Source organism: Pigmentiphaga kullae, assembly GCF_004216695.1.
Lineage (GTDB): Bacteria > Pseudomonadota > Gammaproteobacteria > Burkholderiales > Burkholderiaceae_B > Pigmentiphaga > Pigmentiphaga kullae.
On sequence record NZ_SGXC01000001.1, the window covers coordinates 275,412 to 294,478 of the forward strand.

The 19,067-nt window shown below is 58.0% G+C and carries 16 protein-coding genes and 1 pseudogene; 11 read left to right on the forward strand and 6 right to left on the reverse strand.

What is annotated here, in order from left to right; translation table 11 throughout:
- Positions 1-280: 280 nt before the first annotated feature.
- Together EV675_RS01340 and EV675_RS01345 are read right to left on the reverse strand one after the other, a co-directional pair.
- The gene (locus EV675_RS01340; RefSeq protein WP_130355642.1) at positions 281-628 is read right to left on the reverse strand and encodes a hypothetical protein; all 348 of its coding nucleotides are present in this window, start codon (positions 626-628) and stop codon (positions 281-283) included.
- 1,518 nt (positions 629-2,146) lie between these two features.
- Positions 2,147-2,389 (reverse strand): hypothetical protein, encoded by a 243-nt coding sequence (locus EV675_RS01345; protein WP_130355643.1) that lies wholly within the window; start codon positions 2,387-2,389, stop codon positions 2,147-2,149.
- A 142-nt stretch (positions 2,390-2,531) separates the two neighbouring features.
- Here EV675_RS01345 and EV675_RS01350 point away from each other — a divergent pair, with 142 nt between their 5' ends.
- From EV675_RS01350 to EV675_RS01370, 5 genes are all read left to right on the forward strand, one after another.
- Entirely contained in the window at positions 2,532-2,804 is a 273-nt protein-coding gene (locus EV675_RS01350) for a hypothetical protein (RefSeq protein WP_130355644.1), read from the forward strand.
- A gap of 137 nt (positions 2,805-2,941) precedes the next feature.
- A complete protein-coding gene (locus EV675_RS01355) occupies positions 2,942-3,388 on the forward strand; it encodes a MarR family winged helix-turn-helix transcriptional regulator (RefSeq protein ID WP_165404376.1) in 447 nt (148 codons plus the stop codon).
- Between the two features lie 134 nt (positions 3,389-3,522).
- Positions 3,523-4,506: a Bug family tripartite tricarboxylate transporter substrate binding protein gene (locus EV675_RS01360; RefSeq protein WP_165404377.1), complete on the forward strand. Its 984-nt coding sequence runs from the start codon at positions 3,523-3,525 to the stop codon at positions 4,504-4,506.
- 28 nt (positions 4,507-4,534) lie between these two features.
- Complete coding sequence (locus EV675_RS01365) at positions 4,535-6,175, forward strand: FAD-dependent oxidoreductase (RefSeq protein ID WP_130355647.1); 1,641 nt, start codon at positions 4,535-4,537, stop codon at positions 6,173-6,175.
- A 17-nt stretch (positions 6,176-6,192) separates the two neighbouring features.
- On the forward strand, positions 6,193-7,167 hold the full coding sequence (locus EV675_RS01370) for an amidohydrolase family protein (protein WP_165404378.1): 975 nt from the start codon (positions 6,193-6,195) through the stop codon (positions 7,165-7,167).
- Positions 7,168-7,709: 542 nt separating this feature from the next.
- Here the strand turns inward: EV675_RS01370 and EV675_RS01375 are convergent.
- Both EV675_RS01375 and EV675_RS01380 read right to left on the reverse strand, forming a co-directional pair.
- A complete protein-coding gene (locus tag EV675_RS01375; protein ID WP_130355649.1) occupies positions 7,710-8,645 on the reverse strand; it encodes an electron transfer flavoprotein subunit alpha/FixB family protein in 936 nt (311 codons plus the stop codon).
- 5 nt (positions 8,646-8,650) lie between these two features.
- A complete protein-coding gene (locus tag EV675_RS01380; RefSeq protein WP_130355650.1) occupies positions 8,651-9,400 on the reverse strand; it encodes an electron transfer flavoprotein subunit beta/FixA family protein in 750 nt (249 codons plus the stop codon).
- Positions 9,401-9,601: 201 nt separating this feature from the next.
- Here EV675_RS01380 and EV675_RS01385 point away from each other — a divergent pair, with 201 nt between their 5' ends.
- From EV675_RS01385 to EV675_RS01405, 5 genes are read left to right on the forward strand one after another with little or no spacing between them, the layout of a single operon-like run.
- Positions 9,602-10,780 (forward strand): acyl-CoA dehydrogenase family protein, encoded by a 1,179-nt coding sequence (locus tag EV675_RS01385; protein WP_130355651.1) that lies wholly within the window; start codon positions 9,602-9,604, stop codon positions 10,778-10,780.
- Between the two features lie 14 nt (positions 10,781-10,794).
- Positions 10,795-11,568, forward strand: a complete 774-nt coding sequence (locus EV675_RS01390; RefSeq protein ID WP_130355652.1) for an enoyl-CoA hydratase/isomerase family protein — start codon at positions 10,795-10,797, stop codon at positions 11,566-11,568.
- Between the two features lie 2 nt (positions 11,569-11,570).
- Entirely contained in the window at positions 11,571-12,794 is a 1,224-nt protein-coding gene (locus tag EV675_RS01395) for a CaiB/BaiF CoA transferase family protein (RefSeq protein WP_130355653.1), read from the forward strand.
- Positions 12,794-13,921, forward strand: coding sequence for a thiolase family protein (locus EV675_RS01400; protein ID WP_130355654.1), 1,128 nt, complete (start codon positions 12,794-12,796; stop codon positions 13,919-13,921). The genes EV675_RS01395 and EV675_RS01400 overlap by 1 nt, the downstream gene beginning before the upstream one ends.
- The gene (locus EV675_RS01405) at positions 13,921-14,319 is read left to right on the forward strand and encodes a Zn-ribbon domain-containing OB-fold protein (RefSeq protein ID WP_130355655.1); all 399 of its coding nucleotides are present in this window, start codon (positions 13,921-13,923) and stop codon (positions 14,317-14,319) included. Before EV675_RS01400 ends, EV675_RS01405 begins: the two co-directional genes overlap by 1 nt.
- A 15-nt stretch (positions 14,320-14,334) precedes the next feature.
- Here EV675_RS01405 and EV675_RS01410 read toward each other — a convergent pair whose 3' ends face one another.
- On the reverse strand, positions 14,335-15,105 hold the full coding sequence (locus EV675_RS01410) for an IclR family transcriptional regulator (RefSeq protein ID WP_130355656.1): 771 nt from the start codon (positions 15,103-15,105) through the stop codon (positions 14,335-14,337).
- Positions 15,106-15,339: 234 nt separating this feature from the next.
- Between EV675_RS01410 and EV675_RS01420 the strand changes: the two are divergent.
- Positions 15,340-16,341, forward strand: a pseudogene (locus EV675_RS01420) (Bug family tripartite tricarboxylate transporter substrate binding protein).
- Positions 16,342-17,169: 828 nt separating this feature from the next.
- Here the strand turns inward: EV675_RS01420 and EV675_RS01425 are convergent.
- Complete coding sequence (locus EV675_RS01425) at positions 17,170-18,999, reverse strand: phage integrase family protein (protein WP_130355659.1); 1,830 nt, start codon at positions 18,997-18,999, stop codon at positions 17,170-17,172.
- Positions 19,000-19,067 lie beyond the last annotated feature (68 nt).

Sequence of the window (19,067 nt, forward strand, 5' to 3'; positions counted from 1 at the left end):
GATGGAGGCATAGCGTGACGCTGGAGCAGCGGATCGCTTCACATTGATGCCAGCCGTTTTCCCATCAGGGTTAGACGAGTTTGTCGACCAAGTGATTCCGGAACTGCAACGCCGAGGCTCCTTCCGAACGGAGTACGCAGGCACAACGTTCCGAGAGCTTCTTAGATTGCCACGTCCGTAGGCGCAAGAACCTTGCTTTATCTTGAAATTGCCGTCACCGAGCGATGTCTCCCATCCGCCTAGTAGGTCTTTGGTGAAGCGTTGATAAGGCAGGATGTATTCATGAGACGAGAATCCACTCGTGTGCCCACTCTGTGACGGTCTTGTAAGAGCGACTTTTCTCTATCGGGTAGTAGCGTATTTGATATTTTCTACCCTGAAGATCAACGATTTCGCTGGACTTGGCGTTGGGATGGATCTTGTCCAACTCTCGAGTCAGCTTCTCGGATTCTGTTTCCTCGTTGAGGCCTGAGCGGATTAGGTCCGCGCGAACCTCTCGGACGGTACGCCGCGCGGCGCGGCGCTGTGCTTCAAACTTGTTGGGATTATTGCTGCTGTCATTTGCAAAGGCATCATCCCAGCGCCTCTGCTCTGCGACCGCGGGATCTAAATCATCTAGCGAATACACAGTATTTCCTTGAAATTAGAACAACGAGGTGACCCCAACTGTGGGCGCAGCTTTCTAGGCTGGAATGTCTCCGGCTCACCTCTCTACCTTGGCTGTCCAGGATTTGCAGGCTTCGCAGCACGCAGGCGAGCGAGCAGGGTGCCATTTTAAACGGTCGGTCACAAAGCGCTATTATTTGACGCAGAGCCTGCATCTTTACTAACAGAGGCTTGTGGCCGTAATCCTACGCGGCTTCGCATGAGACCTAGGCCGAGAATCCTTGCGACCGCAGATTGCTGTCACGTGCACGAGCAACTGAATGCCAATCGTTGGCTTGCCAGAGGGTGAAGAGGTACACGCAACGAATCGCTTGCTACCTCCTATAAAGGCGGATATCAATTAACACCGTCCCCTTTACCGGAGGGTATGGGATGAGCCCCGTTTCGGAGGTGATCACCCTACTTCGGAGCGCCCTCGCCGGGCAACCGCCACCGAGGGTGCCAATGGCACTGGAGGGAGAGCGAGCGGCCTTTGCATCAAGCTCAGGTTCCGCACGGCTAGTAGGCGTCGAGACACACCGTAGGTGGGCAAGTGACAATTCCCCAAGTCGCTCCTCTACCGGGTCGCGGCACCAGCACGCCCCCGAACTGCAAGGCTTGGCGCTGAAGCCGCCAGCATTTACCAAGTGAGGCCTAAGCGACTTCACCGCGCTTTCGGAAAACGCATGCGAAGAAAAATGATGGCCTTCACTCGATCACCCCCCCAGCACCCACCTGTGGGACACAGGGCGCTAGCTCAGTCCGCATTTTGGCTGGCCTGCGGGAACCGGAGACTGTGCGCTTCGTTTCATAGGTCTTAGCTTCTCGCTTTTTTCTAAATCGCTTCTTAAAAGGCGGGCTTTGAGATATGACGGAATGAAGATGTGAAGGTGCGTCCACCCGTGAGATGGGACGATCTCCTAGCTCGGCCTAGCGCCTGTTCTTAGTGGCTTCATGCGACATCAACCACATCGGTAACTAGCGGCTGTCTCCAAAGATTGGTCCAGCAAAACGTCCAATGTGGCTCAGTCTGGGCATGTAGAAGCGTCCCGGTTCCGGTATGAAATGTCGCCTAACTAAGGTGCCCTTACTAAGCACGCACTCGAGTTCTACGACCGGGGCAATTTCCCCTTCCAGTAGGCGATGGCGACGGTTGACTACGGACCACGGCTTTGCAAGACCATTCAACCGGCACCCTGCGAAGGGCAGCTAGGCTGGTGGTCAACAGCGACGTTGGTGGGAATTGCATGATGCTGCTGTGGGCGGTGCTGCTCCACGTGGTAAGCAGGGGTCGGTAGCAAAAAAGCCGCTGCGGCAGTTGGGGCTTTTTTGCTGACCAGGATGACCAGGTTGTTGCGAAAACTTTTTAGGTTCTCTTCTGTCCCTAAATCATCCAACCACAAGAATAAGAAGAAAATAGTTTTGGATTCCACCCGGTCGAGCTGGTCGTGGCGTCAGCTGGCCGCCACCTCGTCCCAGCTGCATTACTTAGCAAGCGGTGCTACTCCGCTTGGTCAGCATGGTCCGGTAGGAAAAAGTCGCTGCGGCAGTGGGGTTTTCTTTGCTGACCAAGGTGACCAGGTTGATGCGAAAACCGTTCTAGATTCTCTTTCTCCTCTGATTCAGCCATCCAGAAGAATAAGAATAAAAAGGTTTTGGAATTCACCCGGTCGACCTGGTCATGGCCTACATCCTCAGGTGCCTGATCACGCGCCACGGAAACACTTTGCTGCGCTCTCTTCATGGTGATTCACGAACCATATCAGGTAACAGCGCCTGGGCGACTTAGCCGCGGTAAGGAGCTAATACTGCGCTCCGAAATCGTACTAACTCCTTATCACACCAGACTTATTTCTACCCCTATCTCCGGTTCAGTGGCTCCGACCATGAGGAGAGACGCAGCCTTTGTCGATAGGCCGCGATTGTTTCGCCCAATGTGCGCCGAAACAAAAAGCCGCGCCAAGTGGGAAGGTGCTTGCGGTTGGAAAGAGCTGATTGGCGCCGCACAGTTCCTGGCGCTTGCCACGACGAACATCCAAGGCGATGCCGATGTCAGCCCCAAGAGCGATCCGGCCGTCGCAATGGCCAACCTCAGCGGCGCCGACCGGATGCATGGTGTGCCGCACACTCGGCGGCGAGAAGCCATGACCGTACATTGAGCGGAGCAAGTGCCCGCGCGATGCGGCTTAATAAGGGCGCTCGTGTTCGATACACTACGCACTGTTAGTCATCCGCGAATCTACGCCGCACAATGTCATCCATTACCGAATTTAGGAAATCGGCCAAGGAGCCGGCTGTGTCCGCTTCCTCCGGTGCAGTCCAAGGCAGTCCACACGGCATCGGGTTCTTGGTTCGGCATGTCCACAAGGCGTTCGCCCGTGTCTTGGCGGAGCGTCTCGGCCCGTATGGCGTGACTTCAGCACAGTGGACGGTGTTGCGATCTTTGTGGCAGGAGGATTGCTGTAGCCAAGTAGATTTGGCCGCGAACATCCGAGTGGAAAAAGCGTCGCTGACGCAGATATTGTCTTCACTCGAACGGCAGGGCCTGATCGTTCGCGAGCGCAGCGATACCGACCGGCGCAGGTGGCTGGTTTCTTTGACTGACCAAGGTCGAGCGTTAGAACCGTTGCTGTTGCCTTTTGCTGGGGAAATCGATCGCCTGGCCTCAACAGGATTCAGCAAGAAGGAACTCGCCGAACTTAAGTCGCTCCTGACGCGAGCCTTGCACCACCTAGAGTCGTGAGCTCCTACCGCTAGTTTTCCCGCCCGAACGCGAGGCCGAAGATCGGACCCTTGGGACGCTTGACAGAAATAGTATGGATCCATACGATATGGAGTCATACAAAAAAATAGATCTGTCAAACCATGGAGGAGACTATGGAAAAATTACAGTCGCGCAAAGCATGGCGTCGTACGGTGGCTGCCGTGTTCATGTTCACTGGCATCGCAACGGCTTACGCCCAAACCTACCCGAGTCAGCCGATGCATTTCATCGTGCCCATGGCGCCGGGCGGCAGTGTGGATACCTTGGCCCGGCTGATGGCGGAGATGCTGACAAAGAAGGTCGGGCAAACCATTGTGGTCGAAAACAAGTCCGGCGCCGGCGGAGTCTTGGCTGCCAGTTATGTAGCGCGCGCCAAACCGGACGGCTATACCGTGTTTGTCGCCGATACCGGACAGTTGTCGGTCAACCCGTCCCTATACAAGGATTTGCCCTACGACAAATCCACGGTCTTTGTTCCCGTGACCGAAGCGGTCTCAGCGCCCCTTTTCCTGGCGGTCAACGCCAAGCTTCCAGTACGCAGCGTGCAGGAGTTTATTGACTACGCGAAAAAGCACCCCGGCTTGCTATTTGGAAGCACCGGCGTTGGCAGCGTGCATCATCTGGGCATGCAACTGTTGGCGGTCCGCGCCGGCATAAAAATGGTGCATGTCCCATATAAGGGCGCGTCGCAGTCAACAGTGGCGTTGGTCGGAGGCGAAGTGCAAGCGGCTCTGACCGCGCTACCTTCGATCCGCAACTACGTTGCCGGTGGGGAAGTACGGTTGCTGGCGGTTGCCACTCCCGAGCGGTCAGTTCTCATGCCCGAGTTGCCCACGGTGTCGGAATCCGGCATCAAGGATTTCAGAGTGGCGGTCAATGTCGGTTTCGTACTGCCGCCGGGCACGCCAGTGCCAGTGGCTAACTACCTCCACACGCAAATCACGGAAGTTCTAGCTGACAAGGGTTTTCAGCAGCGGTTAATAACCATGGGCCTCGTCCCGATGGGTAGCACGGCGGCGGAATACGCCCGCAACATTGCGGACGACACAGCCACATATCGCGCAGTTATCGAAGCCAGCGGCGCTTCCCAAAACTAATTATCCCGACCACGGCTAAAGGTTTGATATGCAATCTCCCGTTATTGACACGCCAGTGCTGATCATCGGCGGCGGGCCCGCCGGATCCGCGCTTGCCATCGAGTTAGGATGGCGCGGCATCCCGTGCACCGTAGTCGAAGAGGGCGACGGAACGGTCGACCATCCCCGGCTGGGCATTATCCTTACCCGGACGATGGAGTTCTGCCGTCGTTGGGGCATTGTCGACCGTGTTTACAACTGCGGTTTTAACAACGACTACCGACTTAACGTTGTGTATAGCACCAGCATGACTGGATATCTGCTCGGACGCGACGAGAACGTGAGTTGCAACGAACTCCAGCCTCCGCCACAAAGCCCCGTGAAGCGTCAGCGCTGCCCGCAGATGTGGTTCAACCCGCTTTTGGAGCACGCGGCGAAGGAATATGAGACTGTCGACTTCAGGCACTTTCATAAACTGAACGGCTTCGAGGACGCAGGGGATCACGTGGTGGCCCATTGCTACGACAGCCGAAGTGGCCAAGCCGTCCACATCCGTGCGCGCTACATGGTTGGATGCGATGGGGCGGCCAGTAGCGTGCGCTCGGCGCTTTCAATCAAGATGTCGGGCAGACCAGTGCTGAGCTATTCGATAAACATCTTTATTCGCTCGCGTGAACTTTTGGCGCGGCATGACAAAGGCGAGGCGGAGCGATATATCTTTGTTGGTCCTAACGGTACCTGGGCCAACCTCACGGTCGTGGATGGGCGCGAATTATGGCGCATTACTATCATCGGCAATGAGCAGATGATGAACCTTGCCGAATTCGATGCTGAACAAACGGTTCGTCAGTGTTTGGGAACCGATGACATTCCTTTCGAACTTATTTCAGTCAAACCTTGGCGCCGCACAGAACTGACGGCCGAACGATTCAGAAAAAATAATGTGTTCCTGGTTGGCGATGCGGCTCACACCATGTCGCCGACGGGCGGTCATGGCATGAGCACGGGTGTCGCCGATGCCGTAGACCTTGGTTGGAAGTTTCAAGCCGTATTGGAAGGCTGGGGCGGAAGCGATCTGCTGGACGCCTATGACGCCGAAAGACGCCCCATCGCCACGCTGGCTGCTGCAACGTCGGCGAACAACTTTCGGTCGTGGGTCTCCGTGCCCGACTGCGAGAACGTACTACAAGAAGGGCCGGCGGGCGATGTATGCCGCGCCGCGGTAGGCCAGCACATGCTCAAGGCGGGCCGCGAAGACTGGGACTCCTTGGGCTTGCAGTTGGGCTATCGGTACGAGACCTCGCCGATTTGCATATCGGATGGCACGCCGCCGCCGCCCTTTTCCGTGCTGGACTATGTACAAACCGCCAGGCCAGGGTCTCGGGCTCCGCATGCTTGGCTCGCAGATGGCAGCTCCACACTGGATCTGTTCGGCCGCGGTTTCGTCTTGCTGCGCTTCTCCGCGGACGTCTCGTCCGCGTCGTTGGAAGATGCTGCTCGTGAAAGCGGTGTGCCGTTGACTGTGATCACCATTACAGACCCTGAGGTAGCACGGCTCTACGAGCGCAAGCTTGTCTTGGTGCGTCCGGACGGCTTTGTTGCTTGGCGCGGCGATGCCTGCCCGCAAGATGCCTCGCAAGTTATCGATGTGATTCGCGGCGTGCCGACTCGCGCGCTTGCGTCTGTCTAATGAATCGGGAACCTAACATGAAAGTCATTGACTCCCACGCTCACATACTCGACCGGGCCTACCTAGACGAATTGGCGAAGTTCATGGGAATGACCGTTAGCACTACAGAAGCGGGGCAAACCTTGCTGCGTAAGGGTAACGCCACAGTTGCTTGGTACAGGGACGAGTTTTTCTCCCTAGACGATCGCATTGCCAAGATGGACAGGGAAGGCGTCGATGTTCGCATTCTTTCGCTAAGCAGCCCAAGCATCTACGACTGGCCGGCCCATGAACAGCCTCGGCTCGCGCGCTACGTCAACGATCAGACCGCGAACGCCTGCAACTACAGTCCTTCACGTTTTCAGGGGCTTGCCACACTGCCCTTGGGAGATACTGCCGCCGCCCTCTCTGAGCTGGATCGCAGCATGGACGAATTGGGTATGGTGGGTGTGGCCATTGGTTCGAACTTCGGCGGAAAACCGCTGAATCATCCGGACTTGGAGCCCATTTGGGCGGCGATCAACCGTCGGCGTATTCCGGTCGTCGAGCATCCGATGATGCCACTGGGAGCCGAACATATGGACGAGTTCGAATTGCCGCTGCGTGTAGGGTTCGTGTACGACACAACCACCGCAGTCACTCGCTTGATTTATGCCGGTGTATTTGAACGCTACCCCGAGTTCCCTTTCATCATCGCACACACGGGCGGCGCGCTTCTTACCTTGCTTGAGCGCCTGGATAACGGCTACCGCCTGTTCCCTGACTGCCGCAAGTTCATTTCCCGACTGCCCAGCGAATACGCGCAAGAACTCTACTACGACACGTGTTCGTTCTACGGGCCGGCCCTGGAAATGGCAAAGAGTATCGTCGGCGCAGACCATTTGCTGTGGGGGGCCGACGATCCGTTCATTGGTGCCTCACCCTCGTATATGGACAAGCTAACTTGGGCACAAGAGGAAAAAGCGGTCGTCATGGGCCAGAACGCCGTACGTCTATTCGGACTTGCAGAATAAGTACAGCGGCTTGCACCGAAACGGCTAAACGTCACCGGTGCTTGCGAAATTTCTAGCTTCGATGCGCAGAATTGGCGCTCAGACCTTCTAGTCATGGCGCCGGCGCCGGCCTTTGGCTCACATGATGTTCTGCTGGACCGTCAGTGTCATCGGTGAAGTCCCAACGCCTCACGTCGATTGCTGGCAGTCAGCACCTTATTACACTCCGTCGACTCTTAGGCAGCTCGCGGGACGGCGGCTGTCCATTGCAGCCCGTAACGTTGCGTCAGCTGTCTAAATTTCGTTGTTACCTCATCTCCGGTGGACGCCATGTTGTTCCCTGCCTGAAATGTTGAAAATCCCTATAGTTATAGGCACTCGGCAGGGTGAGGCACGATGCGTATCAGGTAACAGCGCGGTCACGTCGCTACCGAGGATACGAGGGTCAATCTTACCGTAATTGGTCCCGCGCTTCCCTGCGCGCGGTGTAGGCGAAGACAACTAGGCCCCCGTGCCTTTGCTTGACGAGTTGAGCAATCCAGCCGGCAGCGTGGCACAAAAACTTAGAGCTTTCCAATCAACTCAGGTACGGCCTGGAATAGGTCAGCGACCAGACCGTAGTCGGCCACACCAAAGATCGGCGCTTCCGAATCCTTGTTGATCGCAACGATCACCTTGGAATCCTTCATGCCGGCCAGATGCTGGATGGCGCCCGAAATGCCGATCGCCACATACAGTTGCGGCGCGACGATCTTGCCTGTCTGGCCCACCTGCCAATCGTTCGGTGCGTAGCCTGCGTCCACCGCGGCGCGCGATGCGCCCATGGCCGCGCCCAGCTTGTCGGCCAGGGGTTCGAGCAGCTTGAAGTTGTCGGCGTTGCCCATCCCGCGGCCACCCGACACCACGGCCTTGGCCGCAGTCAGTTCAGGACGATCGCTCTTGGCGACTTCACGGCCCACGAACGCGGCCTTGCCGGCATCGCCCACGGCGGTGAGTGTTTCCACGGCAGCCGAACCACCGCTGGTGGCTGCGCCGTCGAACGCCGTGGTCCGGACGGTGATGACCTTGACCGGGTCGGCCGATTGCACGGTGGCAATGGCATTGCCGGCGTAGATCGGACGCTGGAAGGTATCGGCCGATTCCACCGCAATGATGTCGGACACCTGGGCCACGTCGAGCTTGGCGGCCACGCGCGGCGCAATGTTCTTGCCGTACGCGGTTGCCGTGAACAGCACGTGGCTGTACTCGTTGGCGCCGGCGATGGCGAGCACTTGCTCAGCGACGTTTTCGGCCAGGCCTTCGGCAAATGCCGGCGCGTCGGCCAGCAAGACTTTGGTCACGCCAGCCACTTGCGAGGCGGCTTGCGCCGCCGCCTGGGCGCCCGAGCCGGCCACCAGCACATGGATGTCGCCGCCAATCTTCACAGCCGCCGTGATGGCGTTCAGGGTCGCGGGCTTGATGCTGGCGTTGTCGTGTTCTGCAATGACGAGTGTTGTCATGATTGTCATACCACCTTGGCTTCGTTCTTGAGCTTGTCGACCAGTGCTGCGACGTCGGCCACCTTCACACCTGCCTGGCGGGCAGGCGGCTCGGCAACCTTGAGCGTCTTCAGGCGCGGCGCCACATCGACACCCAGATCTTCAGGCTTGACGGTTTCCAGCGGCTTCTTCTTGGCCTTCATGATGTTGGGCAGCGTGACATAACGCGGCTCATTCAGGCGCAGGTCGGTCGTAATCACGGCCGGCAAGGTCAAGGACAGGGTCTCCAGACCGCCGTCCACTTCACGCGTGACCGTCGCTTTGCCGTCGGCCACTTCCACCTTGCTGGCGAACGTGGCTTGCGGCCAGCCCAGCAAGGCGGCCAGCATCTGGCCGGTCTGGTTCGAATCGTCGTCGATGGCCTGCTTGCCCAGGATCACCAGCTGCGGCTGTTCCTTGTCGACCAGCGCTTTCAGCAGCTTGGCCACGGCCAGCGGCTGCAGTTCCACGGTGGATTCGACCAGGATCGCGCGGTCGGCGCCGATCGCCATGGCCGTGCGCAGCGTTTCCTGGCTTTGCGTCACGCCGCAAGACACGGCGACGACTTCGGTCGCCACGCCTTTTTCCTTGAGGCGGGTCGCCTCTTCGACGGCGATCTCGTCGAATGGGTTCATCGACATCTTGACGTTCGCGATATCCACGCCCGATTGATCGGACTTGACGCGTACCTTGACGTTGTAGTCAACCACACGCTTGACTGGCACCAGCACCTTCATCACACCTTCTCCTCCTGTTTTGATTGAGGCGCAACCGAACGCTACCGGCGCGTCACGCCGCGATGTCACCGCGCCAATGGCCTTGGATCATTTGTTCTTGACAGCGAAAGTATGCCTGAAATAGCATCCATCGTATCAAATAAAGATTCGTCGTATTGAATATCGATACGATGTCAACATGAGCAGGCGGAGGCAGAAAGAATGGAAGACCAACTGGCATTTCCTACGGGCGCATGGGAGCTTCCCGAAGAGCTGCAAATGCTTCGGGAGACGGTGTCCCGGTTTATGCGTGAGCAGGTGCGGCCCGTCGAAGATAAGCAGCCTCACGATTGCTACGAACTACCTAAAGAAGAGCTCGCACGGCTCCAATCCTCCGCACGACAGCTTGGCCTCTGGTGCCCCGCGTCTCCGTCGGAATACGGTGGTATTGGACTCAGCCTGCTGGGCCAGGTCCTGGTAGCCGAGGAAGCTGCCAAGTGCAAGATGGGTGCGTATGTCCCCGCATGCGGCGCATTCGGCATTGATCCTCCAAGTGTCATCTGGCTGGGGAACCAAGAGCAGATCCAGACCTACGGTATAGCGGCGATCGAGAGCGGCAAGAAGAACTTCGTGGCTATTTCGGAGGCCAGCGGGGGGGCGGACCCCGCGCGATCGATCACTACCAAAGCGACTCGGCGCGGCGACACGTACGTGATCAACGGGTCGAAGATGTGGATCACCGCCGCGGACAATGCGGATTGGGGCATTGTCTTCGCTCGCACCGGTGGCGAAGGTGGGGCAGGCATTAGTTGCTTCATCGTCGACCGCCACAGCCCCGGGCTAACGGTCAAACCGATTCCCGTCATTCGATCGTACGCGCCTTACGAAGTCCACTTCGACAATGTCGAGGTCCCTGCCTCCAACATGCTTGGCGCCGAAGGCGAAGGCTTTGCCGTCTGCCAGAAGTGGCTGGTTCATGCTCGGGTTCCGTACGCTGCGGGCGTAATCGGGATCGCTCAGGAAGCGCTGCGAATGGCCATCGATTGGGCCCGCGACCGGAAGACCTTCAAGAGTCGCCTTGCTGACAAGCAAGCCATTCAATGGATGATCGCGGACTCCGAAATGGAGATTCAGGCCGCCCGGCTGTTGACGTACCAGGCAGCATGGCGCGGCGATCTGGGCCACGACATCAAGATCGAAGCGTCGATCGCCAAAGTCACCGCGACCGAGACCGCAGGCCGGGTCGTCGATCGCTGCATCCAGATCTTCGGCGCGCTAGGTATCGCTCGTGAGCTTCCTTTGGAACGCTGGTACCGCGAACTTCGGATCAAACGCATCGGGGAAGGCCCCTCTGAGGTCCATCGCATGGTGCTCGCACGCCATCTCATTGGCCGAGCCTGAGCGGGAGAAGGACCATGTCGATCGACTTTGCCCTAACTGAGGGCGTCGCCCTCATCACGATCAACCGCCCCGAGCGGCGAAACGCGCTCGACGCCGAGCATTACGCCGCGTTGTCCGAGGCGTGGGAGCGTGTGCGGGACGATGCTGCCATCCGAGTAGCGGTCATTACCGGTGCCGGCGATAAAGCGTTCTGCGCAGGGGCAGACATCAAGTCGTTTGTCGGCCGCGAAACAGAGCTTTCGGAACTCTGGCTGACGCAAAAAGGCCAGTTGCTGAACCGCGGACTTGAAGTATGGAAGCCGGTGATCTCCGCGATCAACGGCGCCTGCGTAGGTGGCGGCATGACATTGATGCTTGCCACGGACATTCGGGTGGCAGTAGAAGGCGCTACGTTTGCCGTGTCAGAGGCGAAACGCGGCATCGTCGCAGCCAATGGCGGTACCCAGCGCATCATGAAGCAACTGCCTTACGCGGTTGCGATGGAGATGCTGCTGACGGGGGACGCAGTGTCTGCCGAGCGCGCAATGCAGGTCGGGTTGATCAACAAGGTTGTCCCCGCGTCCGAGTTGATGAACGCAGCGCTCGACTACGCCTGTCGTATCGCCGCCAACGCGCCGCTTGCGCTTCAGGCATCCAAGGAATTGGCTGTCCGCTCGCTCGACATGGACCTAGCCACTGGCCTGCGCATGGAGCAGATGGTTAATCGCATCCTGCACCATTCAGAGGACACGGCAACAGCCAAGGCTGCCTTCGCCGAGAAACGCACACCCGAATTCAAAGGTCGGTGAAGATGAAAGATAGCGATACCGCGATCGTGACGACTGATAGCATGCCTCTGTCCGGAGTCCGGGTCCTCGATCTGACCCAGATCTACAACGGCCCCTACGCTACCTTCCTCATGGCGATGGCAGGCGCCGAAGTCATCAAGGTCGAACCGCCAGGCGGAGAATATTTGAGGCGGCGGGATGCGCGCAGTGGCGCCGGCGTGCCGTTCGCGATGCTCAATGCCAATAAGGGATCGATCTCGCTGAACCTGAAGTCGGAAGACGGCGTTGCCCTTTTTCTCAAGCTCGTGGCGAGCGCCGACGTGGTGATCGAGAATTACGCGCCTGGTGTCATGGACCGGCTGGGCGTAGGCTACGACGTGCTCAAAGCCGTCAATCCATCACTTATTTTCGCTTCGGGCAGTGGCTATGGGTCCGACGGTCCATACCGCGATTACCCGGCCATGGACCTGACGGTACAAGCCATGGCCGGCATCATGAGCATCACGGGCTTTCCCGAGAATGCGCCGGTCAAGTCAGGAGCCGCCCTGTGTGATTTCTTTGGCGGCGTTCACCTTTATGGCGCAATAACTACGGCGTTGTTCCAGCGCAGCCGCACAGGGCTCGGTGCCTGCATTGAGGTCGCCATGCTGGACGCGGTTTACCCGTCTCTGGCTTCGAGCATCGGGATGTCGTACGGCGCCCGGACCGACATTCCAGAACGTACCGGCAATCGTCATGGCGGCCTGTCGCTGTGCCCGTACAACGTCTACCCGACAAGCGACGGTCATGTGGCGATCATCTGCAACAACGACAAGCATTGGCAAAACCTGCTTGAGGTCATGGGCAGACAGGAGCTTGCCACCGACCCGCGCATGGTCGACATGCGTCAACGGGTCGCCAACATGGCACTTGTCGACGACATGATCGGTGCTTGGACATCCACGATGACTCGAGAACAGCTGTTTTCGATCCTGGTGGCGGGGCGCGTCCCATCCGCGCCGGTACGTGAACTGCGCGAGGTCATGGATGACGCCCACATGCACGAACGGGGCATGCTCTTCGAGATTGATCATCCCCAGTACGGACCGATCACCGTCTGCCGCAGTCCCATCAATTTTCAGGGACAAGACCAGGCGAGCTACCAGCCGAGCCCTGAATACGCTACGGATAACGCGCGTGTCTACGGCGACTGGTTGGGCCTTGAAGAAGCGGCTCAGGCAGACCTGAAAGCACGTGGGGTCATCTGATGCGCGGAAAAACAGTGATCGCTGGGGTGGGTCACACCGCCTATGGCAAGCAGCCGGGTCGCGACCGCGTCTCATTGATCGTCGAAGCGTCCCGAAACGCGTTGCGTGATGCCGGCATCGACAAGGGCCTCGTAGATGGCGTCCTCGTGAAAATGGCAAATGCTGAGCCGACGGTGCTGTATGGGCAGAAAGTTGCCGAGGCGCTGGGCATCCAGCCGCGACTGGGTTGCGCCCTGGATCAGGGCGGCGCCGCGAACATCGCGCTAATCACTTACGCTGCGATGGCTATCGAGGCCGGACTGATAGACATAGCGATCGTCTGTTATGGCGACACGCCGCGGACGGGAAGCCGACAGGTCTACCAACGCCCACGCGGCGACGACGCCGTACACGGGTGGTATTCCACTGCGGCTGGATACGCAATGATCCACCAACGGTACCGGCAGCAATATGAAGTACCAGATGCGCATCTTGGCGCGGTGGCGGTCGCCTGTCGAAACAACGGAGCTGGCAATCCTAACGCGCACATTCAAAAATCGCTGACGATCGACGACTATCTGGCGTCACCCTTCGTGGTTGAGCCTTTGCGGCGCGATGACTGCTGTCCCCTCTCGGACGGTGCCGCCGCTGTCATTCTCATGTCGGCGAAACGAGCCAAGGAGCTAGGCGTAAGCCGAGCTGTCCCCATACTTGGCCTCGGGCAAGCGCAAGAGTCGTTCGACGTCCATTTGCGTGCCGACCTGACTCGAACCCTGGCAAGCACCTCCGCGCACACAGCTTTCACGATGGCGGGAATGGCACGTAAGGACATCGGTGTCGCCCAGCTTTACGACTGCTTCACGATCACGCCACTGATCACGCTGGAAGACTACGGGTTCTGTGACCGAGGCAGCGCCGCCGCCTTCGCGGCTGAGGGCGGCATATCGCTCGAAGGCGCACTCCCGATCAACACCAGCGGCGGGTTGCTGTCCGAGACCAGGATGCCAGGTCTGCAATTGGTCATCGAAGGTGTGCGCCAAATGCGAGGCGAAGCAAGGCTGCAAATCGAGGGGTCCGGCGCCTGCATCGTCAGCAACCAGGGAGGAACCATGCACACCCACGCCACGATGATTCTGGGGAGACTGTGATGGTGTTTCCTACACCTACTATCACGCCGATCAACGAGCCCTACTGGGCTGGTCTGGCATCGGGCGAATTGCGCTACCAGGAATGCACCGAGTGCCACCATCGATGGCTGCCTCCTCGGGAGGTGTGTCCGGCGTGCCTGTCGGCGTCAACCAGTTGGCGACCTTCGGTCGGCCACGCCAAGCTAATCAGCTGGGTTGTGTACCACACGGCATATCACCCCGCCTTCGAGGGGCGTCTGCCGTATGTCGTGGCCTGCGTCGAATTGGTCGAGGGCCCGCGGATGCTGGCGAACCTCGTTGCTGAGACAGACGTGACGGGCCTGAAGATCGATCAGTCCCTCAATCTGAAGATTGAAGATGAGGGCGGACTCGCCCTTCCCCGCTTTTTCTGCGACTAGCCAAGCGTTCAGCCATCAGGGGTTATCAGCATGCATAGAGGGATACGAGCCACCGAGCGCCCGGGTCGCTTGTTCAGCGATAGACACGGCAAGGCCCCCGATTCTGTCGAAGTCTTCTTCGGGCAGCGTTGCAGCGTCACTGGTCAGGACGATGGAACCGACTGGCGCCTGTTGATGCGCGGACCAGACCGGGGCTGCGATGCTGTTGACCTGGGCGAAGGATCCGCTACGAGTGATGGCATACAACCTCTCGCGGATAAGTGCGAGGTCATCTCGAATCGCTGTGGGAGCTTCGTTCGAGTCAGCGGTTGCGCCGGCTTCCCGGAGAACCGACTCGGTGTCGACGTCGTTCAGGAAAGCAAGGATGGCGCGCCCGGCTGCGGTACGGTGCATCGGGACGCGCCGTCCGGGCTGCGAGGAATTGGTCCGGCCCTTCTCGCCTTCAACTTTGTCGAGATAAACGATGGAGGGCGGAATGGCCCAAGCCAGATACGCCGTCAGTCCGGACGTTTGCGCCGCGTATCGAAGAATAGGATGCACGAGCCTCGCCGCCTCATGCTGGGAAATGACCTTGGCACCAAGTTCCCAAATACGCAACGTAGCCCTGTACTTGGCAGACCCCACAACCTTCTCGAGATACCCAGCGCTCGTCAACGCCTGGAATGTTCGCTGCACCGCGCTCTTGTCCATGTCGAGTTCCCTCGCCAACTCAGAAATACCTCGCGGTTGCTCAGATTCAATAACGGCTTCCAAAATCAGCAGGCTTCTACTAAGGGAGGTATTCAATTTACATCGCCAGAAAGTGGTTCGTAGGAGTCAAACGGTTGAACCTGGTAGAGCATACATAAACATCAGTAGAAGCCAAATCAAGTCAACTACATTAGGCATTCTACAAGTCTATTTTAATATGGAGACAGCATGAAAATCAAAACCTATTTCGTTTTCAGTGCGCTAATAGCAGCGTTCTCGCTCGAAGCCGGAATCTCACATGCCCAAGAATATCCAGTCAAACCAATAAGGATGATCATTCCTTATTCAGCTGGCGGGACGACCGATATATTGGGACGAATTGCGGCAGAGAAACTCGGCAAGGCACTTGGTCAGGCAATTATCGTGGAAAATAAGCCCGGTGCAAATTCCATGATAGGTACTGCTCAGGTTGCGAACGCGCCAGCGGATGGCTATACCCTGCTTCTTACTGCGCCATCTGTGGTGATGAACGAGTTCTTATATGAATAGCCGACGTACAACGCACTCAAGGATCTTCGGCCAATATCTTTAGTTGCGACTACGCCCTATTTCATGTTCATCCAAAAGGACGTTCCCGCAACCACATTGCAGGAGTTTGTTGCCTTGGCAAAAAAGAACCCTAACAAATACGCCTATGGGTCGTCGGGCAAAGGCGGGACGCCTCATGTCGTTGGGGAGTTATTTCAGATGAGCTCGGGAACCCAGCTTTTGCACGTCCCTTATAAGGGTACGGGCCCAGCAGTAATCGACCTAGCCGCTGGTCAAATTCAGGCAATGTTCGTTGGGCTGCCTGCAACGGGGGCTTTTATGTCAAAAGGAACTCTGCGGTTGCTCGCCACAGCCGAGGCGACGCGATCGCCTTTGATGCCTGACGTGCCGACCATGAAAGAACTTGGATATCCGGGCGTCGAAACCTCCAACTGGTTCGGCCTATTTGGTCCTGCTAACACGCCGACTGCTGTCGTCGACAAAATCGCTGCGGAACTCAGCAAAATATCGAAGTCCGAAGATATTCGCAAAGCATTCGCTGAGCTGGGGGCAGTACCTGCAATATCTACTGCGCCTGTTCGCATGCCAGAGCGAAGCGGAGGCGGTACGCATTCGTCGGACGAGCGGCCGACTGCATGTCGCGAAGTCGTCCGAGGCCGATCCTGTGCCGCCCCGTCCTCGCTAGCAAAATCCCTAATAGGGAAAGTGAAGCCGATTTGCCATTTCCGCAACGTTTTCCCTACTAGGGTTTTTCAGCAGTGCGCACGTTTCTCTAGCTTGTGAGGTCCTACCCTTTCGCTGTGATGAGCCGCGAATACGCTCCTTAGCCAGCGATTTCGAGGAACGAAGCGTTTCTCCAGGTATGCACCTTCCAGTGACAGAGTGAGGTGCGGGGGGAGCCGGCGAGGCGAGCGTCGACAATTCTGCGAGGAACCACCGGCCCATATCGTCCGGACGTCCCAATAGGGAACGTATGCACAGGTGCAGCACGGGTCTACATAGGGGCTGTTCGACCAAGAAGACCCAAGCGTTTCTGTAGGTCCCATCGGCGCCTGTCCACCGCAATTGATAGGAACGACCGGCACCGCAAGCCGCGGAAACGTCCCTACCAGGGACGTTCAATGCATGGGGCCTTGACGAGTGCGTTGAATATGGCAACGAGAGGGACCGCCATGACGGTGCTACAAAGTAAGCACCGCATGATTGGTATTCGATGACTGAAATTTCCGGCCGGCTGCCGATTGCAGTCCCTGTTGCGATGCCGGTCCAGCGTTACCAGGCTGCTGGCCCGAAATCCCTACTAGGGAAAGTTAAGCGGATTTGCCAAATTCGCCGCGTTTTCCCTAGTAGGGATTTGCGCAGATATTCCCGCTGCCAGGTGTTTCGGCGTCCGAAACGAACACTTGGGTGGATGGGAGCCTATCTGCACTTTCTGGAATGGTTGGCGCGCCGTCTCCAGCAGTGCCACCTGCGTGCAGATATAGTGAAGGGACGCCAGGGCAGCCGCGAAGCGCGTGGCATTCCCACCGGGCCCACCTAGCCTGACGGCCTAATGGCAAGGTTGCTCCAATGTTGCGTAGCCTCGTGGGGCGTATGGCAAAGCAAACTAGATCAGCTGACCCGCGTCTTAAAATATTTCCCAAGCTCGGCTACGCGTCGGGTCCGCTCAGCCCGAACATAGATGGCCGTGGTCCGTTGCGATACGTGCCCCATGACACTTTGCACAACATCGAGCGGAACATCGTTTGCGGTCGCCTGGGTCGCGAAGGTATGGCGCAGGGCATGGGGCGCCGCGCGTCTGAGCAGCGTTCGCTCGCCATCGTCCAGGTCGACATTCTCATCGCTGGACAAACGCAGCAGTGCGGTCTTCACTACCGTGTACAAGCCGTCGGCTGAGAACCCGTTACCGGTAAGGGAAGCCGAGCATTCACCGCTTATGTGCTTTGCGCGGGCAGTGGGTGTTGATGGCACGACTACTGGAGAAATCAGAGCCATCTCCGCGTTTCGCGGGTCGTCAAAGTCATGACCGCGGTCCGTCCAGTGCTGTTTGATAAGCTCCACGATATAGCCAGGCAGAACTACCGAGCGCCAGCGACTGCGCTTGCCGAGCACGCCGAGTTCCCACAGCGGATCATGCAGCTTCAATCCCTTTGGCTCTTCGATCGGGGCAAGCTTTCCTCGGATAGCGTTCGCTGCTTCTTCTCGACGGATCCCGGTAGCACCCATCAGTTCTACTGCCGTGCGAGCTAACAGATATTGTTTCGCGTCGGGTTGAGTCATTGCACTATCCACAGCCTTGGCCAAGATGCCGCCAGGTCCGATCAACCTATCCCACAGCACAGCTGGAAGGGCTTTTTCGATCTGCATAGCCGACTCCCTGGCTACAACCAGCGGATCAGATACCGTTGTCCACGGATTGCCCCCCAGGTATCGCACCTTTACAAGCCAGTCAAAGAAAGCGCGAAGCAGCCCGACAGCGTATCGCTGAGATTCGGGAGACAGGACGCGTTCAAATGGCCGCCAACGAGAGGAAGTCCGAGGCGCCTTGGCCCCGATCCACGCATGATCGGGGGCAGCAAGGAAATCCTTGTAGGCCTCGCAGTCATCCGTCAACACGCTAGACAGCGCACAGCGACGGAGGCCGACGCACCACAGAAGGAAACGTTCGAGTTCCTTTCTGTAGGCTCTGAGGGTCTTGTCGCGGCCCCTAAATTTGTACAGGTAGGACTGAATAGCCTCCAGATCGTTGTCTGCACCTATGAGGCAAAACGCCGTCGCACGGTTCTGTCCGCGACTGCCATCGAGCTGCGACGCAACGCGGGATATCCGCTCGAAAGGCAGGAGCTGGGGGGTGGGGCTAAAGCCTAATTCGCACTGGCCAACCACCTCGACGTCCAAAGGTTTTTTGAAAGTACCTAAAGAGGTCGCGTTCTTCCTTAACCAGCTTTCGAGCGCCAACGCCTTACCTTGCCCGATGCGTGGGATAGGGCGATACCAACCATTGCCTCGCCGTTCGATGCAGCGAACGAGATCCGAGATCGTAACGATACCGTCAGTAGCAAGTACCTTACTGACGCGAGGGCGAATCCACACCCCCAAAGAATCATCCAATTGGGGAGCTGCTTGGCTTTTCTCTCCCGCAAGCACAAGGAAGTTAATAGTGCCTGCTGGCCACGAGTTAAAAGTCCGCGCATCTTCCAAATTTTTGGAGATAAGCGGATTAGCCTTTCTGGCCCGTTCGATCAGGTTGTCACGGAGGTCGTCGAGCCACCTTTCCAGCTGCCCGTCACTAGCAATGCCACGTTCCTCAAGGACGTCCTCAGTGTAAAGACGGTCGCGAATAACGCTCAGCGGGATCTTGTTGAACCGGTACCGCAACGCTGTGAAATCCAGTCGGGAGTAGTTGCGTACCGGTGCTGCGACTTCGTTGTGCTGGGGCATCGAGTGAAACCGGGAGAGGACCAGTCACATTGTACGGACCGGAGCGCCAAATCTCCATTCTGATCGCC

Bases quoted from the DNA above. Each gene is read 5' to 3' on its own strand.
- EV675_RS01380 (WP_130355650.1), bottom strand. From the start codon at position 9,400: ATGAAGGTGCTGGTGCCAGTCAAGCGTGTGGTTGACTACAACGTCAAG.
- EV675_RS01360 (WP_165404377.1), top strand. From the start codon at position 3,523: ATGGAAAAATTACAGTCGCGCAAAGCATGGCGTCGTACGGTGGCTGCC.
- EV675_RS01400 (WP_130355654.1), top strand. From the start codon at position 12,794: ATGCGCGGAAAAACAGTGATCGCTGGGGTGGGTCACACCGCCTATGGC.
- EV675_RS01345 (WP_130355643.1), bottom strand. From the start codon at position 2,389: ATGAAGAGAGCGCAGCAAAGTGTTTCCGTGGCGCGTGATCAGGCACCT.
- EV675_RS01385 (WP_130355651.1), top strand. From the start codon at position 9,602: ATGGAAGACCAACTGGCATTTCCTACGGGCGCATGGGAGCTTCCCGAA.
- EV675_RS01390 (WP_130355652.1), top strand. From the start codon at position 10,795: ATGTCGATCGACTTTGCCCTAACTGAGGGCGTCGCCCTCATCACGATC.
- EV675_RS01405 (WP_130355655.1), top strand. From the start codon at position 13,921: ATGGTGTTTCCTACACCTACTATCACGCCGATCAACGAGCCCTACTGG.
- EV675_RS01375 (WP_130355649.1), bottom strand. From the start codon at position 8,645: ATGACAACACTCGTCATTGCAGAACACGACAACGCCAGCATCAAGCCC.
- EV675_RS01370 (WP_165404378.1), top strand. From the start codon at position 6,193: ATGAAAGTCATTGACTCCCACGCTCACATACTCGACCGGGCCTACCTA.
- EV675_RS01425 (WP_130355659.1), bottom strand. From the start codon at position 18,999: ATGCCCCAGCACAACGAAGTCGCAGCACCGGTACGCAACTACTCCCGA.
- EV675_RS01395 (WP_130355653.1), top strand. From the start codon at position 11,571: ATGAAAGATAGCGATACCGCGATCGTGACGACTGATAGCATGCCTCTG.
- EV675_RS01365 (WP_130355647.1), top strand. From the start codon at position 4,535: ATGCAATCTCCCGTTATTGACACGCCAGTGCTGATCATCGGCGGCGGG.
- EV675_RS01350 (WP_130355644.1), top strand. From the start codon at position 2,532: ATGAGGAGAGACGCAGCCTTTGTCGATAGGCCGCGATTGTTTCGCCCA.